This is a genomic window from Escherichia sp. MOD1-EC7011 (assembly GCF_002965005.1).
Classification (GTDB): domain Bacteria; phylum Pseudomonadota; class Gammaproteobacteria; order Enterobacterales; family Enterobacteriaceae; genus Escherichia; species Escherichia ruysiae.
The window spans coordinates 62167-79115 of sequence record NZ_PTRD01000001.1; the positions used below are offsets into that span (position 1 = coordinate 62167).

The 16949-nt window shown below is 53.4% G+C and carries 15 protein-coding genes; 11 read left to right on the forward strand and 4 right to left on the reverse strand.

Translation table 11 applies throughout. From position 1 onward, the window contains the following. Positions 1-90: 90 nt before the first annotated feature. Positions 91-999, reverse strand: coding sequence for a LysR substrate-binding domain-containing protein (locus A7098_RS00335; RefSeq protein WP_000024642.1), 909 nt, complete (start codon positions 997-999; stop codon positions 91-93). Between the two features lie 126 nt (positions 1000-1125). Here A7098_RS00335 and A7098_RS00340 point away from each other — a divergent pair, with 126 nt between their 5' ends. The 6 genes from A7098_RS00340 to dusC all read left to right on the forward strand — a co-directional run bounded on the left by A7098_RS00340 (position 1126) and on the right by dusC (position 7111). Continuing rightward, on the forward strand, positions 1126-2484 hold the full coding sequence (locus A7098_RS00340) for an aromatic acid/H+ symport family MFS transporter (protein WP_000194207.1): 1359 nt from the start codon (positions 1126-1128) through the stop codon (positions 2482-2484). An 11-nt stretch (positions 2485-2495) separates the two neighbouring features. Beyond that, positions 2496-3524 (forward strand): gentisate 1,2-dioxygenase, encoded by a 1029-nt coding sequence (gene gtdA / locus A7098_RS00345; RefSeq protein WP_000131690.1) that lies wholly within the window; start codon positions 2496-2498, stop codon positions 3522-3524. Positions 3525-3539: 15 nt separating this feature from the next. Beyond that, on the forward strand, positions 3540-4241 hold the full coding sequence (locus A7098_RS00350) for a fumarylacetoacetate hydrolase family protein (protein WP_000196042.1): 702 nt from the start codon (positions 3540-3542) through the stop codon (positions 4239-4241). An 8-nt stretch (positions 4242-4249) separates the two neighbouring features. Further along, positions 4250-4894 carry a maleylacetoacetate isomerase gene (gene maiA, locus A7098_RS00355; protein WP_105280141.1) on the forward strand — a complete coding sequence of 215 codons (645 nt, stop codon included), beginning with the start codon at positions 4250-4252 and terminating at the stop codon, positions 4892-4894. Positions 4895-4908: 14 nt separating this feature from the next. Further along, entirely contained in the window at positions 4909-6102 is a 1194-nt protein-coding gene (locus A7098_RS00360; RefSeq protein ID WP_000170146.1) for a 3-hydroxybenzoate 6-monooxygenase, read from the forward strand. A gap of 61 nt (positions 6103-6163) precedes the next feature. Beyond that, the gene (dusC, locus tag A7098_RS00365) at positions 6164-7111 is read left to right on the forward strand and encodes a tRNA dihydrouridine(16) synthase DusC (protein ID WP_105280142.1); all 948 of its coding nucleotides are present in this window, start codon (positions 6164-6166) and stop codon (positions 7109-7111) included. A gap of 371 nt (positions 7112-7482) precedes the next feature. Here the strand turns inward: dusC and yohP are convergent, their stop codons facing one another. Next, positions 7483-7566, reverse strand: coding sequence for a small membrane protein YohP (gene yohP, locus A7098_RS24060; protein ID WP_000691708.1), 84 nt, complete (start codon positions 7564-7566; stop codon positions 7483-7485). Positions 7567-7788: 222 nt separating this feature from the next. Here yohP and mdtQ point away from each other — a divergent pair, with 222 nt between their 5' ends. Together mdtQ and A7098_RS00390 are read left to right on the forward strand one after the other, a co-directional pair. Further along, a complete protein-coding gene (gene mdtQ / locus A7098_RS00385) occupies positions 7789-9225 on the forward strand; it encodes a multidrug resistance outer membrane protein MdtQ (protein WP_105280143.1) in 1437 nt (478 codons plus the stop codon). Between the two features lie 52 nt (positions 9226-9277). Then, positions 9278-10039, forward strand: coding sequence for an SDR family oxidoreductase (locus A7098_RS00390; RefSeq protein WP_105280144.1), 762 nt, complete (start codon positions 9278-9280; stop codon positions 10037-10039). A gap of 125 nt (positions 10040-10164) precedes the next feature. Here the strand turns inward: A7098_RS00390 and A7098_RS00395 are convergent, their stop codons facing one another. Then, positions 10165-10743 carry a DedA family protein gene (locus tag A7098_RS00395; protein ID WP_085460935.1) on the reverse strand — a complete coding sequence of 193 codons (579 nt, stop codon included), beginning with the start codon at positions 10741-10743 and terminating at the stop codon, positions 10165-10167. Positions 10744-10912: 169 nt separating this feature from the next. Here A7098_RS00395 and A7098_RS00400 point away from each other — a divergent pair, with 169 nt between their 5' ends. Beyond that, complete coding sequence (locus A7098_RS00400) at positions 10913-11500, forward strand: Yip1 family protein (RefSeq protein ID WP_000020073.1); 588 nt, start codon at positions 10913-10915, stop codon at positions 11498-11500. A 173-nt stretch (positions 11501-11673) separates the two neighbouring features. After that, positions 11674-12606: a D-alanyl-D-alanine endopeptidase gene (pbpG, locus tag A7098_RS00405; protein ID WP_010347193.1), complete on the forward strand. Its 933-nt coding sequence runs from the start codon at positions 11674-11676 to the stop codon at positions 12604-12606. Positions 12607-12726: 120 nt separating this feature from the next. Here the strand turns inward: pbpG and dld are convergent, their stop codons facing one another. After that, on the reverse strand, positions 12727-14442 hold the full coding sequence (gene dld, locus A7098_RS00410; protein ID WP_085460934.1) for a D-lactate dehydrogenase: 1716 nt from the start codon (positions 14440-14442) through the stop codon (positions 12727-12729). Between the two features lie 195 nt (positions 14443-14637). On the opposite strand from dld, the gene bglX reads away from it, so the two are divergent. Next, positions 14638-16935 carry a beta-glucosidase BglX gene (bglX, locus tag A7098_RS00415; RefSeq protein ID WP_105280145.1) on the forward strand — a complete coding sequence of 766 codons (2298 nt, stop codon included), beginning with the start codon at positions 14638-14640 and terminating at the stop codon, positions 16933-16935. The last annotated feature ends 14 nt before the right edge of the window (positions 16936-16949 follow it).

Below are 16949 nucleotides of genomic sequence, written 5' to 3' on the forward strand. Positions count from 1 at the left end.
TCTGTAAAACGTGCTACCGATCACATCATGAAATCTGAGCATAGTTGAATTACAGGAGACGAATATCGGGCAAGCGCCCAATTCAGTGGTCTAATTCTGGTTCAAAAAGTGCAGGAACCGACTTAGCGCACGGGAGGGCGTTTCGTTATTACGCCAGAACACGCCGACGCTGCCTTTCTGTTCTATCTTCGGCAGGTTCAGGATCACCAGTTGCCCCTGACTGGCATAGCGTTGCGCCAGACGTAAAGAGAGTATAGAAATCATGTCGCTGCTTTGGAGCAGATTGGTGCTGACGTTCATTGACGCCGATTCAATGGTGTTTTCTGGCAGCATCACGCCATGTTCTACCAGCGCATTATCAATACTGAGACGAATAGGTGTCCCGGTTGGCCAGACTATCCAGCGCCAGTTAGCCAGATCATCCCAGCCAAGAGCGGCATATTTCGCCAGTGGATGGTTTGGGCGAGCGACAAAGCACACTGGCTCGGTGTAGAGCACCTGATAATTTAGCGGCAGTTGCAGTGCACGACCACCAATACGACCAACCACTACATCCACAGAACCTGCCAGCAGGTCTTGCAGTAATGGCGTCATCACCTTCTCTTCGATATTCAGGTGCAGCGTCGGCATCTCTTTTAGCAAATGCAAAATTGCCTGGGATACGCAGTCAGTGGCGACAGGAGAACAACCTATTTTCAGACTGCCGACCAGCCCGCCTTGTTTAAAGCGCGCCAGTTCATGTTGCGATCGCTCCATGTCATTGATTAATCGTTGGGCATGTTGCAATAACAATTTGCCACCTTCGGTCGGACGTAGCCCTTTGCTGTGCCGCTCAAAGAGTGTGAGGCCGATCTCATCTTCGAGTTGTGACAGCCATTTCGACAGCGCAGGCTGAGTGATATTCATCATCCGCGCCACATGGGTCAGATTACCCTGTTCGCCCAGCGCCACCAGCATTTGCAGGTGATGAAGTTTTAATTTCTGCGCCCAGTTTGCCATTTGCCATAACCTCCAGGTTATCTCTCTGCCGAAAATGCCATTGTACATTTCATCTCTTTAATCACAATATCGCAACATATACAAAACAATAGAAACATCTACCTTACCTGCACTGAGGCATTCACTATGACTCAACGACGTGATTTACAAGCACTGATCGATGCCGCTCCGGTCGGCAAGATGCAGTGGCGCGTTATCATCTGCTGTTTTCTGGTGGTAATGCTCGATGGTTTTGACACGGCGGCTATCGGCTTTATCGCTCCCGATATTCGTACTCACTGGCAACTCTCCGCAGGCGATCTCGCGCCGCTGTTTGGCGCGGGTCTGTTGGGATTAACCGCAGGCGCGCTGCTTTGCGGCCCGTTGTCCGATCGCTTTGGTCGTAAACGGGTCATTGAGTTGTGCGTCTTTTTATTTGGTGCGTTAAGTCTTGCCTCTGCTTTTTCACCAGATCTGCAAACACTGGTAATCCTGCGCTTTCTCACCGGGTTAGGGCTTGGCGGCGCAATGCCGAATACCATCACCATGACGTCGGAATATCTGCCAGCTCGTCGTCGAGGCGCGCTGGTAACGCTGATGTTTTGCGGTTTCACGCTGGGGTCAGCCTTTGGCGGGATTGTCAGCGCGCAACTGGTGCCGGTGATTGGCTGGCACGGCATTCTGGTGCTGGGAGGCGTATTACCGCTGATTTTATTTGTCGCGCTGGTGGTGGTTTTGCCGGAATCGCCACGCTGGCAGGTGCGTCGCCAGTTACCGCAGGCGGTAATTGCAAAAACCGTGAGTGCCATGACTCGCGAGCGTTATGTCGATACCCACTTTTATCTCAATGAACCAGCCGCTATTGCCAAAGGCAGCATTCGCCAGTTGTTTGCCGGGCGTCAGTTAACCATCACGTTGATGCTGTGGGTCGTTTTCTTCATGAGCCTGCTGATCATTTACCTGCTCTCAAGCTGGATGCCGACGTTACTTAACCATCGTGGTATCGACCTGCAACATGCGTCCTGGGTTACCGCCGCATTCCAGATTGGCGGCACGTTGGGCGCGCTGGCGCTGGGCGTACTGATGGATAAATTCAATCCTTTCCGCGTGTTGGCGCTGAGCTATGCCATAGGCGTTGTATGCATCGTGATGATTGGCTTAAGTCAGGACGGATTATGGCTGATGGCACTGGCTGTCTTTGGCACTGGCATTGGTATCAGCGGATCGCAAGTGGGGCTGAACGCGCTGACCGCCACGCTCTACCCAACGCAAAGTCGCGCCACGGGCGTGAGCTGGTCAAACGCCGTCGGCCGCTGCGGCGCGATTGTCGGTTCGCTTTCTGGCGGCGTGATGATGGCGATGAATTTCTCTTTCGACACTCTGTTTTTCATTATCGCTGTGCCTGCGGCGATCAGTGCGGTGATGTTAACGCTGCTGATTACCGTCGTTCGCCAGTCGACCTCTGTCCCTGACTCACTGCCTCGCGCAGGCGTTGTGAACGAATAAGGAGCATCTCAATGACTGATAACAATCAAAATAGCCGCGAGCAATTTTATCAGCACATTTCCGGGCAAAACCTGACCCCGCTGTGGGAGTCGTTGCACCATCTGGTGCCGAAAACGCCCAACGCTAATTGCGCGCCAGCGTACTGGAATTATCAGGAGATCCGCCCGTTGTTGCTGGAAAGTGGCAGCCTGATTGGCGCGAAAGAGGCGGTGCGTCGCGTACTGGTGCTGGAAAACCCGGCGCTGCGCGGTCAGTCCTCTATTACCGCCACCTTGTATGCCGGTTTGCAACTGATCATGCCAGGCGAAGTGGCACCAAGCCATCGTCATAACCAGTCGGCGCTGCGTTTTATTGTTGAAGGTAAAGGCGCATTTACCGCCGTTGATGGCGAACGCACGCCAATGAATGAGGGCGATTTTATCCTGACCCCGCAGTGGCGCTGGCACGATCACGGTAATCCTGGCGACGAACCGGTTATCTGGCTGGATGGACTGGATCTGCCATTAGTGAACACTCTGGGCTGCGGTTTTGCCGAAGATTATCCGGAAGAGCAACAACCGGTAACGCGCAAAGAGGGGGATTATCTGCCGCGTTATGCCGCCAATATGTTGCCGCTGCGCCATCAGACGGGGAACTCTTCGCCGATCTTTAACTACCGTTATGATCGCAGCCGCGAAGTGCTGCACGATTTAACCCGCCTGGGCGATGCCGATGAGTGGGATGGCTACAAAATGCGCTACGTAAATCCGGTCACCGGCGGGTATCCGATGCCGTCGATGGGCGCTTTCCTGCAACTGTTGCCGAAAGGGTTCGCCTCCCGCGTGGCGCGCACAACTGACAGCACCATCTACCACGTGGTGGAAGGCGGCGGGCTGGTCACTATCGGCAATGAAACCTTCACCTTTAGTGCAAAAGATATCTTCGTGGTGCCGACCTGGCACGGCGTGTCATTCCAGACCACGCAAGATACCGTTTTATTTAGTTTTTCGGACAGACCGGTACAAGAAGCCCTGGGGCTGTTCCGCGAAGCGCGTTATTAATTTGGGAGAGAAAAAATGACTCAATATGTATTCGAACCGCAAGCGCCCGTTACCGTACCGGTTGTTGGCAGTGATGAACAATTCCCCGTGCGTCGCGTTTACTGTGTCGGACGTAACTATGCTGCCCACGCCCGCGAAATGGGCTTCGATCCGGATCGTGAACCGCCATTCTTCTTCTGCAAACCAGCGGATGCCGTTGTTCCGGTTGCCGCAGGCGAAACGCTGGCGCTGCCGTATCCGGCACAGACTGATAACTACCATTATGAAATTGAGCTGGTAGTGGCAATTGGTAAAAAGGGCAGCGATATCCCGCTGGAAAACGCCCACGAATATGTCTGGGGTTATGCCACGGGGCTTGATATGACCCGTCGCGATCGTCAAATGGAAATGCGCCAGATGGGACGCCCGTGGGAAATCGGCAAAGCGTTTGATCTCTCTGCGCCGATCGCGCCGCTGCACAAAGCCAGCGAAACCGGCGGTATTGAGAACGCGCCAATCTGGTTACAGGTTAACGGCGAAGATCATCAGCGCAGCGATATTCGTCATCTCATCTGGTCAGTGAATGAAACCATCAGCTACCTGTCCGGCTTCTTTGAACTGCAACCGGGCGATCTGATCTTCACCGGCACGCCGGAAGGTGTTGGCCCGGTGGTGAAAGGCGATGTGATCACGGGCAACGTCGAGGGTTTAACCCCTATCGCGGTGAAGATTGTCTGAGGTGCAAGATGAAGCTGTACAGTTTTTTTAATAGTTCAGCGTCGTACCGGGTGCGTATCGCGCTGGCGCTAAAGGGTATCGATTACCAGACCGAAGGGGTGAATATCCGCATTGGTCAGCAAAACGAACTGGCCTACCGGCGGATGAATCCGGTCGGGCTGGTGCCGACGCTGCTGACCGATGATGGCGAGTCACTCGGTCAATCGCTGGCGATAATTGACTGGCTGGATCGTCATTATCCACAAGTTCCGCTGTTGCCGCAGGAAGAACCGGCTCGCAATAAAGTCCTGGAAATTGTTTATGCCATCGCTTGCGACATTCATCCTCTGAATAATTTGCGTGTGCTGCGCTACCTGACCGAAGAACTGAACGTCAGTGAAGAAGAGAAAAAACGCTGGTATGCGCACTGGATCCAGCAAGGGTTAAGCGCGGTGGAACAACTGCTGCGCCAGAGCCAGTCGGGGCAATTTTGTGTGGGCGAGACGCCGACGCTGGCAGACTGCTGCCTTGTCCCACAGTGGGCAAATGCGTTACGCATGAACTGCGACCTGAGTGCATATCCGCGCTGTAAAGCGGTGTACGACGTCTGCACGCAGCTGCCAGCATTTATAGCTGCCGCGCCAGAAAATCAACAAGATAAAATTTCAGCCTGACCAGGAGAAGCATAATGACGAAAGTGACACGCGCAGTAATTGTGGGAGGCGGGATCGGCGGTGCGGCAACTGCGCTGTCACTGGCCCGCCTGGGGATCAAAGTCGTGCTGCTGGAAAAGGCACATGAAATCGGTGAGATTGGCGCAGGCATCCAGTTGGGGCCAAACGCGTTTTCGGCGCTGGACAGTCTTGGCGTCGGGGAAATTGCCCGTCAGCGCGCGGTGTTTACCGATCACATCACCATGATGGACGCAGTAAACGCCGAAGAGGTGGTGCGCATTGAAACCGGGCAGGCCTTTCGTGACCATTTTGGCGGCCCTTACGCGGTGATCCATCGCGTTGATATCCATGCCTCGGTGTGGGAAGCGGTACTGACGCATCCGGACGTCGAATATCACACCTCCACACAGGTGGTGGATATTCGTGAGACGGAAGACGATGTCACCGTTTTTGACGATCGCGGCAATAGCTGGAGCGGCGATATTCTGATTGGTTGTGATGGCGTGAAGTCAGTGGTGCGTCAGAGCTTATTAGGCGATGTGCCGCGCGTTACCGGGCATGTGGTCTACCGTGCGGTTATCGATTGTGCCGATATGCCGGAAGATTTGCGTATCAACGCGCCGGTACTGTGGGCGGGGCCGCACTGTCACCTGGTGCATTACCCTTTGCGCGGCGGCAAGCAGTATAACCTGGTGGTGACATTCCACAGTCGCCAGCAGGAAGAGTGGGGCGTGAAGGATGGCAGCAAAGAGGAAGTGCTCTCCTATTTTGAAGGCATTCATCCACGCCCGCGCCAGATGCTGGATAAACCGACGTCATGGCGACGCTGGTCAACTGCCGACCGCGAACCGGTGGCGAAGTGGGGAACGAAGCGCATAACGCTGGTGGGCGATGCGGCGCATCCGGTGGCGCAATATATGGCGCAGGGTGCCTGTATGGCACTGGAAGACGCGGTGACGCTCGGTAAGGCGCTTGCAGAATGTGACGGCGATGCGGCACAAGCCTTTGCGCTGTATGAGTCGGTACGTATTCCACGCACCGCGCGCATCGTCTGGTCAACCCGTGAAATGGGGCGGGTATACCACGCTGCGGGGGTAGAACGCCAGGTACGTAACCTGCTGTGGAAAGGGAAATCGCAGGCAGAGTTTTATCGTGGTATGGAGTGGCTGTACGGCTGGAAAGAAGATAACTGTCTGCAACCACGCTGAGCACTTTAATCCGCTGACCGGAGGCGCTACCATAGCGCCTCATTTTTTTGCGGGTGATGATATGCGTGTACTACTGGCGCCGATGGAGGGTGTGCTTGACTCTCTGGTGCGTGAATTGCTGACCGAAGTTAACGACTACGATCTGTGCATCACCGAATTTGTCCGCGTGGTCGATCAACTGCTGCCGGTAAAAGTCTTTCATCGCATTTGCCCTGAACTACAAAATGCCAGTCGAACGCCATCCGGTACGCTGGTGCGGGTACAACTGCTGGGGCAGTTCCCACAATGGCTGGCGGAAAATGCCGCTCGTGCGGTGGAGTTAGGCTCCTGGGGCGTGGATCTCAATTGCGGTTGCCCATCGAAAACGGTTAACGGTAGCGGCGGCGGGGCGACGTTACTCAAAGATCCCGAGCTCATCTACCAGGGGGCAAAAGCGATGCGCGAAGCTGTGCCGGCGCATTTACCCGTCAGCGTGAAAGTGCGGCTTGGCTGGGACAGCGGCGATAAGAAGTTTGAAATTGCCGATGCTGTTCAACAGGCTGGCGCCACGGAACTGGTGGTGCATGGGCGGACAAAAGAGCAGGGCTACCGTGCGGAGCATATTGACTGGCAGGCGATTGGCGAGATTCGCCAGCGGCTGAATATTCCGGTGATTGCCAACGGTGAAATCTGGGACTGGCAGAGTGCGCAACAATGTATGGCGATGAGCGGCTGCGACGCGGTAATGATTGGTCGCGGGGCGCTGAATATTCCCAACCTGAGCCGGGTGGTAAAATATAACGAACCGCGAATGCCGTGGCCGGAGGTGGTTGCTTTGCTGCAAAAATATACCCGTCTGGAAAAGCAGGGCGATACCGGGCTATATCACGTCGCGCGAATTAAACAGTGGTTGAGTTATTTGCGTAAAGAATACGATGAAGCAACGGAATTATTTCAGCATGTTCGGGTGTTGAATAATCCCCCTGATATTGCAAGGGCTATTCAGGCAATTGATATCGAGAAACTCTAAAAACCATAGTGATGTTTTTTGACAATGTGTTAGCTCTTTATCAATAGGCCGCACGGTTGTTTGGTGGCGACAAAATCGCCGAGGCGTTCCCTGGAGGCCGGGGCAGCCCACATGGATGTGGGCTGAGGGCGCGTTTTACAGGGATGTTACCTCGCGCCCGACCCGGTAGCCGCAAGGGATAAGCCGAGGGTACCGCGCAGCGGCGATTTTGTTCGCCAGAGCCCGGGGGTGCAGGGGGCGGCGGCGATTGGCCGCCCCCTGCGCGCTCCTTGCGCCAGTGATTATATGAAGCAATGCACATGACAGGAGCGCAACAGGATGAGAGACTGAAATATTCTTGTTATTTTCGGATCTGATGACATTAATTAATTTTAAAATATCATCTTAAATACGCCAGTCACCACCAGTAGCCCAATCAGGAAAATAATCAATACAGCCCAGAGTATAATTTTCATTGGCGTTCCTTTATTTGTGAGTGCTGAGTAAGTATAGGAAAAAATAAAACCCTTTGCCGTTATTCATAACCGATTAAGATAAATCGGAGAATATCATTTACTTACTGTATGTTTTTCTGGATATGTCGTTTTATTGCCAGTGATGTATTGCCACGCGAAACTAAAAAATATATCGCAACACACGGTAATCTCCGCGCACCATTTCTTACCTGATTATTCCCCATGAATCGTGATCCCTTTTATCCAGCTATCGCCTGTTTTTCGCTGTTGCTTATGCTGGCCGGATGTGCGCCTGTGCACGAAACCCGCCAGGCGTTAAGCCAGCAAACGCCCGCTGCACAAGTTGACACCGCATTACCCATGGCGCTGAAGAATGGTTGGCCAGACAGTCAGTGGTGGCTGGAATATCACGATAATCAACTCACTTCATTAATTAACAATGCACTACAGAACGCACCGGATATGCAGGTGGCTGAACAGCGCATTCAACTGGCTGAAGCTCAGGCGAAAGCTGTAGCCACTCAGGATGGTCCGCAGATCGACTTTTCTGCGGATATGGAGCGGCAAAAAATGTCGGCAGAAGGGTTAATGGGGCCGTTTGCTCTGAACGATCCTGCGGCAGGTACGACCGGTCCGTGGTACACCAACGGTACTTTTGGCTTAACGGCGGGCTGGCATCTTGATATCTGGGGAAAGAATCGGGCGGAGGTTACTGCTCGCCTGGGTACGGTTAAAGCACGGGTGGCGGAACGCGAGCAAACTCGCCAATTGCTGGCTGGCAGCGTGGCACGTCTGTACTGGGAGTGGCAAACCCAGACGGCGTTAAATACTGTCTTGCAGCAAATCGAAAAAGAGCAGAACACCATTATCGCGACCGATCGCCAGTTGTATCAAAACGGAATTACCTCTTCGGTTGAAGGTGTGGAAACCGATATTAATGCCAGTAAAACCCGGCAGCAGCGCAACGATGCGGCGGGAAAAATGAAAATTATTGAGGCGCGGTTAAGTGCGCTGACTAACAGCCAGACGAGCGCCTTAAAGCTGCATCCGGTCGTGCTGCCTGAAGTGACAAGTCAGCTTCCTGATGAACTGGGTTATTCCTTGCTGGCACGCCGTGCCGATTTGCAGGCGGCGCACTGGTACGTTGAATCATCCTTAAGCAGCATCGACGCAGCAAAAGCGGCCTTTTACCCCGACATAAACCTGATGGCCTTCCTGCAACAAGATGCGTTGCACTTAAGCGATCTGTTCCGTCATTCCGCGCAGCAAATGGGCGTTACGGCAGGTTTGACGCTACCTATTTTCGATAGCGGTCGTCTTAACGCCAATCTCGATATTGCGAAAGCCGAAAGCAACTTGTCTATCGCCAGCTACAACAAAGCGGTGGTTGAAGCGGTAAATGACGTGGCGCGGGCAGCCAGTCAGGTTCAGACGTTGGTGGAGAAAAACCAGCATCAGGCGCAAATTGAGCGCGATGCCCTGCGTGTGGTAGGTCTTGCGCAGGCACGCTTTAACGCGGGCATCATTGCTGGTTCCCGCGTCAGCGAAGCCAGAATCCCGGCGCTGCGTGAACGGGCAAACGGTCTGCTCTTGCAGGGGCAGTGGCTGGATGCCTCCGTTCAACTCACCGGCGCGCTGGGTGGGGGCTACAAACGCTGATGATATGCGCCTTCTATACTTAACGTTTATTCAGCGTTAAGTGGAGATCTCGATGGCACAGGTCGCGATAATTACCGCCTCCGATTCGGGGATCGGCAAAGAATGCGCGTTATTACTGGCGCAACAGGGTTTTGATATAGGCGTTACCTGGCACTCAGATGAAGAAGGGGCAAAAGAAACCGCGCGTGAAGTGGTTAGCTACGGCGTCCGTGCGGAGATGGTGCAACTGGATCTCGGCAATCTACCAGAAGGTGCGCAGGCGCTGGAGAAACTCATTCAACGACTGGGGCGTATTGATGTGCTGGTGAATAACGCGGGAGCGATGACCAAAGCGCCGTTTCTTGATATGGCTTTTGATGAGTGGCGCAAGATTTTTACCGTTGATGTCGATGGTGCTTTTTTATGCTCGCAAATTGCCGCCCGCCAGATGGTGAAACAGGGGCAAGGTGGTCGCATCATCAACATTACATCGGTACATGAACATACGCCGCTGCCGTATGCCAGCGCCTACACCGCCGCTAAACATGCACTCGGCGGGTTAACCAAAGCGATGGCGCTCGAACTGGTCAGGCATAAGATTCTGGTGAATGCGGTCGCGCCAGGTGCCATCGCCACGCCGATGAACGGCATGGATGACGGCGACGTGAAGCCCGATGCAGAGCCATCAATTCCCCTGCGGCGTTTCGGCGCAACGCATGAGATTGCCAGTCTGGTGGCCTGGCTATGTTCCGAAGGCGCAAATTACACCACCGGGCAGTCGTTGATTGTCGATGGCGGTTTTATGCTGGCGAATCCGCAGTTTAAACCGGAGTAGCGCAATGGGATATGTGGATATTTCAATGGGTATGTTGTAGGCATGATAAGACGCGCCAGCGTCTTATCAGGCATGGTGCACCTGATGTCGGATGCGGCGCGAACGACTTATCTGTGGCAACTGCTTTACGCCTGATTATTCGGCTTTTTCTTCCCGCGCCGTTTCAGCCACCAGCGCACGCCAACCACCAGAACCACGGCCAGAATCAACCAGACCCAGTGTTTCAGATGCTGATCAAGACTGTGCAACCACGGCGCAATCACCTGACCACCGGCGTAACCGATAGTGGTAAAAATCAACGCCCAGGCAAATGCGCCGAGAATATTCAGCGGCAGAAAGATTTTCGGCGGCAACTGGCTGGCACCAATCAGCGTCGGGCCAATGACCCGAAAGCCATACATAAAACGCGTGCCAATAACAAACAGATACGGATGGCGCTGGATCAGTTTCTGCGCCCGCTCAATTTTATCCTGATGCTTTGAGATACGACGCAACAGCTTGCCGCCAAACCGCCGTCCGCACAGATAAAGCACCTGGTCGCCAATCATGCCGCCAAGCGCCACAGAAAGAACCACCAGCGGGAATTTTAATAATCCCTGATGTGCCGCAACGCCTCCCAGCAAAGTCACGGTTTCACCCTCAGCCAGACTGCCGAGCACCAGCGCGGCATAACCATATTGTGAGATGAGTGTATTGAGATCCATAGGCCAGTCTGTCTCCCTTTGGTTGCCTGTAAGCATACACCCTGTGAATTGTTTGCGCAGAAAAAGGCGTTTCATCATGCGACGCAAATTTCACAACAGGGCAAAAAATAACCACAAGCTGACTTATACTTGAACTGTCAGGTTCAGCAACTCACAAAAAGGGGGCGGTATGAGCCATGTCTGGGGACTGTTTTCCCATCCCGATCGTGAAATGCAGGTGATTAATCGTGAAAACGAAACGATTTCTCATCACTACACCCACCACGTTTTGCTGATGGCGGCGATTCCGGTGATCTGTGCCTTCATTGGCACCACGCAAATTGGCTGGAATTTTGGCGATGGCACTATCCTGAAGTTATCCTGGTTTACCGGACTGGCGCTGGCTGTCCTGTTTTATGGCGTTATGCTGGCAGGGGTCGCGGTGATGGGGCGAGTCATCTGGTGGATGGCGCGCAAATATCCGCAACGTCCATCGCTTGCGCACTGTATGGTCTTTGCCGGATATGTCGCAACGCCGCTGTTTTTAAGCGGCCTGGTGGCGCTTTATCCGCTGGTTTGGCTGTGCGCGCTGGTGGGTACGGTGGCGCTGTTTTACACCGGCTATCTGCTTTATCTCGGTATTCCGAGTTTCCTGAATATCAACAAAGAGGAAGGTCTTAGTTTCTCCAGTTCGACGCTGGCGATTGGCGTACTGGTGCTGGAAGTGCTGCTCGCTATTACCGTTATTCTGTGGGGGTACGGTTATCGGCTGTTCTAGAAAGTTCTTTTGCGTTGCATTGCTGACGTAAATGTCAGCAATGCAGCATTTCCTCACGATTCTCCTTTGACGATCGCACTTTTTGCTCGTTATGATGGCGTCGCTAGCCTCAGTAAATCCTTACTCCGGCGGTGCGCAACCCGTGCGCGTGAACCACTATCTGAATGCTCATCATGCCGAAATTTCGAGTTTCTTTATTTAGCCTGGCTCTAATGCTGGCTGTGCCTTTTGCACCGCAGGCCGTTGCGAAAACGACCGCCGCTACCACAGCTTCGCAGCCGGAAATCGCTTCCGGTAGTGCGATGATTGTTGATCTGAATACCAACAAAGTGATCTATTCGAACCACCCGGATCTGGTGCGTCCGATTGCGTCAATCACCAAATTAATGACCGCAATGGTGGTGCTTGACGCACGACTGCCGCTGGATGAAAAACTGAAAGTGGATATCAGCCAGACGCCAGAGATGAAAGGGGTCTATTCGCGCGTGCGACTGAACAGCGAAATCAGCCGTAAAGATATGCTGTTGTTGGCGCTGATGTCTTCGGAAAACCGCGCGGCGGCAAGCCTGGCGCACCATTATCCTGGTGGTTATAACGCTTTTATTAAAGCGATGAATGCGAAAGCGAAGTCGCTCGGAATGAACAACACGCGCTTTGTTGAACCGACCGGGTTGTCGGTGCATAACGTTTCGACGGCCCGTGACCTGACCAAATTGCTGATTGCCAGCAAACAATATCCGTTGATCGGTCAGTTGAGTACCACCCGTGAAGATATGGCGACCTTCTCTAATCCGACGTACACCCTGCCGTTCCGCAATACTAACCATCTGGTTTATCGCGATAACTGGAATATTCAGTTAACCAAAACCGGTTTTACCAATGCCGCAGGGCATTGCCTGGTGATGCGCACGGTTATCAATAATAAACCGGTGGCGCTGGTGGTGATGGATGCATTTGGCAAATATACCCATTTTGCCGATGCCAGCCGCCTGCGTACCTGGATTGAGACCGGTAAAGTGATGCCTGTTCCGGCTGCGGCGTTGAGCTATAAAAAACAAAAAGCCGCTCAGATGGCGGCGGCGGGGCAGACGGCACAGAACGATTAAGTTTGCTTGCCTGTAGGCAGGAGCAGGCGTTTACGCCGCATCCGGCATTCGGGCACGATGCCTGATGCGATGCTGGCGCATCTTATCAGGCCTACATCTGCATCAGGCATCCGGCTATATTTACTCTGCTTCCTGCCAGTTTTTCCGCTTGCTGGTTTTACCGATCCCAGGGTTCATACTGTTGGTTGGATCGTTCTCGCGATAAAACTTCTGCAGCGTCTCCGGCGCTTTATACAAATGACCGACGTTATGCTCGGCAGGATATTGCGCGCCGCGCTGGCGTAACAGCTCCAGCATCTGTTCCTTCAACGCATGTACATCCACACCTTTTTTGACGATGTAATCCTGGTGGAAGACATAGCACATAAAATGGCCGTAATAGAGCTTGTGTACCAACTGGCTGTCGATCTCCGGTGGCAAATGCTCATACCACTCGGTATCGTTACGCCGCAGAGCAATATCCAGCGCCAGAATGTCTTCGACTTCATCGGAATGCACGGCCTGATAACGGATTGCCGCCCCCGCAGCGGCGAAACGGTGTAAAAATGCTTTGCTGCCTTCCTCCGGCGTACAGACAAAGAAATCACCTTCAGCCTGTTTGAAATAATCCACCAGCCACGATTTCGCTTCGCCAATGCCATCGCCCGCCATTTTTAACAGCAGATGATGTTCATATTTATCGCGCCAGCTGTTCATGCGCGGGGGTAAATGGCTGGGGAACAGATGACCGAATTTTTGCATCGCACGGTCGGTAAAATGCGGACGGAAGAATTTCACTTTCTCCAGCATCGCATCGGTACGCCCTTTGATGTTAAAGAAGAGAGGCATCTTGTCGGTGCCAAGTTTATCGATCATCAGGAAGGTGTCTTTGCCATATTTTTCCGCGATATCGTAGATATCCCGATGCATATATTCCCCTGCAACCGGCAGATTTTCGAAATTAGCCAGAATATGGCGGCGGATTTCAGTCAGCACTTCCGGCTGATTGGTGCCTATATAAAACACCTGCTGATTTTTTTCTGCTTCGAAGGTATCAAGACGTACCGCGAATACTGCCAGTTTTCCGGCGCAACCGGAGGATTCAAACAGGCGATCCGGGTCGGCGTTATAACGTGCGGGTGTGTCGGCTTCAATATCCCTAACGCGGTGAACATAATCATAATCGTGGGCGTGACGACCATCGTGGCGAACATCATCTTCTTTGATACGATCGTCATCCAGCTTGCTGAGGATCTGCTCTGGTGTTTCGCCCAGATCAATCCCCAGATGGTTCACCAGCGTCAGTTTGCCGTCTTCATTTATGCGCGCGAATAACGACATTTCGGTATATGCCGGGCCACGCTGCACCAGCGAGCCGCCGGAATTATTACAGATACCGCCGATGACCGATGCACCTATGCACGACGAACCAATCACCGAGTGCGGTTCGCGACCCAGCGGTTTGAGAGCTTTTTCCAGCGAATAGAGCGTGGTGCCAGGATATGCCAGCACTTGTTCGCCCTTGCCGAGAACGTGCAGTTTGTCGAGACGCAGGGTGCTGATGATCACGATATCGCGATCATAGTCGTTACCGTTTGGCGTCGAGCCTTCGGTCAGACCGGTATTGGCGGCCTGCATCAGAATAATTTTGTCGGCGGTGACGCAGGCTTTCAGCACCCGCCACAATTCCAGTAGTGAGCCAGGGAAAACGACAGCCAGCGCGTCGCCCTGACCAGAACGGAAGCCCTTGCGATAGCGGGCCGTTTTTGCGGGATCGGTGAGCAGGTGTGAATGACCGACCAGACGGGCAAGTTCATTCAAAAAGGCTTTATTATCAGTTGTTGTCATGGAAGACATTTTCCACTCCTTGTGGTGGCGAAAAAATATCACAAACTAGAATAGCGCCTTGTATGACAATTCAGCGAGTGAATATTTTGAAAATTCAGACAATAAACTGAGCATTCTTTTTCTCTCTCCATCATGCTTATGGCAAACTACGGTTTTTGCACCATTTTCGCTGCCACATCGGGCAACAAAGGAAGAAAAATCCACATGAAATGGCTATGTTCAGTAGGTATCGCGGTAAGTCTGGCCTTACAGCCAGCACTGGCGGATGATTTGTTCGGTAACCATCCATTAACGCCCGAAGCGCGGGATGCGTTCGTCACCGAACTGCTCAAAAAAATGACGGTTGATGAGAAGATTGGTCAACTGCGCTTAATCAGCGTCGGCCCGGATAACCCGAAAGAGGCGATCCGCGAGATGATCAAAGACGGGCAGGTTGGGGCGATTTTCAACACCGTAACCCGTCAGGATATCCGCGCTATGCAGGATCAGGTGATGGAATTAAGCCGCCTGAAAATTCCTCTCTTCTTTGCCTATGATGTGCTGCACGGTCAGCGCACTGTCTTCCCGATTAGCCTCGGCCTGGCCTCTTCTTTTAACCTCGATGCGGTGAAAACAGTAGGGCGCGTCTCTGCTTATGAAGCGGCAGATGATGGCCTGAATATGACCTGGGCGCCAATGGTCGATGTCTCGCGCGATCCGCGCTGGGGACGTGCTTCCGAAGGTTTTGGCGAAGATACGTATCTCACCTCAACAATGGGTAAAACCATGGTGGAAGCGATGCAGGGTAAAAGCCCGGCAGATCGCTACTCGGTGATGACCAGCGTCAAACACTTTGCCGCATACGGCGCGGTAGAAGGCGGTAAAGAGTACAACACCGTCGATATGAGTCCGCAGCGCCTGTTTAATGATTATATGCCGCCGTACAAAGCGGGGCTGGACGCTGGCAGCGGCGCGGTGATGGTGGCGCTGAACTCGCTGAACGGCACGCCAGCCACCTCCGATTCCTGGCTGCTGAAAGATGTTCTGCGCGACCAGTGGGGCTTTAAAGGCATCACCGTTTCCGATCACGGTGCAATCAAAGAACTGATTAAACACGGTACGGCGGCAGATCCGGAAGATGCGGTGCGCGTGGCGCTGAAATCCGGGATCAACATGAGCATGAGCGACGAGTATTACTCGAAGTATCTGCCTGGTTTGATCAAATCCGGCAAAGTGACGATGGCAGAGCTGGACGATGCCGCGCGTCACGTACTGAACGTCAAATATGACATGGGACTGTTTAACGATCCGTACAGCCACCTTGGGCCGAAAGAGTCTGACCCGGTGGATACCAATGCTGAAAGCCGCCTGCATCGCAAAGAAGCGCGTGAAGTGGCGCGAGAAAGCCTGGTGCTGCTGAAAAACCGTCTCGAAACGTTACCGCTGAAAAAATCGGCCACCATTGCGGTGGTTGGGCCACTGGCGGACAGTAAACGTGACGTGATGGGCAGCTGGTCCGCAGCCGGTGTTGCCGATCAATCCGTGACCGTACTGACCGGGATTAAAAATGCCGTTGGTGAAAACGGTAAAGTGCTGTACGCCAAAGGGGCAAACGTCACCAGTGACAAAGGCATTATCGATTTCCTGAATCAGTATGAAGAGGCGGTAAAGGTCGATCCGCGCTCGCCGCAAGAGATGATTGATGAAGCGGTGCAGACCGCGAAACAATCTGATGTGGTGGTGGCGGTAGTCGGTGAAGCTCAGGGGATGGCGCACGAAGCCTCCAGCCGTACCGATATCACCATCCCGCAAAGTCAGCGTGATTTGATTGCGGCGCTGAAGGCCACCGGTAAACCGCTGGTGCTGGTGCTGATGAACGGTCGTCCGCTGGCGCTGGTGAAAGAAGATCAGCAGGCCGACGCGATTCTGGAAGCCTGGTTTGCGGGTACGGAAGGGGGGAATGCGATTGCCGATGTATTGTTTGGCGATTACAACCCGTCCGGCAAGCTGCCGATGTCCTTCCCGCGTTCTGTCGGGCAGATCCCTGTGTACTACAGCCATCTGAATACCGGGCGTCCGTATAATGCCGACAAGCCGAACAAATACACTTCGCGTTATTTTGATGAAGCTAACGGGGCTCTTTATCCGTTCGGCTATGGTCTGAGCTATACCACGTTCACCGTCTCTGATGTGAAACTTTCTGCGCCGACAATGAAGCGTGACGGCAAAGTGACGGCCAGCGTGCAGGTGACGAACACCGGTAAACGCGAAGGGGCGACGGTAGTGCAGATGTACTTGCAGGATGTGACGGCTTCCATGAGTCGCCCGGTGAAACAGCTAAAAGGCTTTGAGAAAATCACCCTGAAGCCGGGCGAAACTCAGACCGTCAGCTTCCCGATCGATATCGAGGCGCTGAAGTTCTGGAATCAACAGATGAAATATGACGCCGAGCCAGGCAAGTTCAACGTCTTTATCGGCACCGATTCCGCGCGCGTTAAGAAAGGTGAGTTTGAGTTGCTGTAATGCTTTAGTAAGGG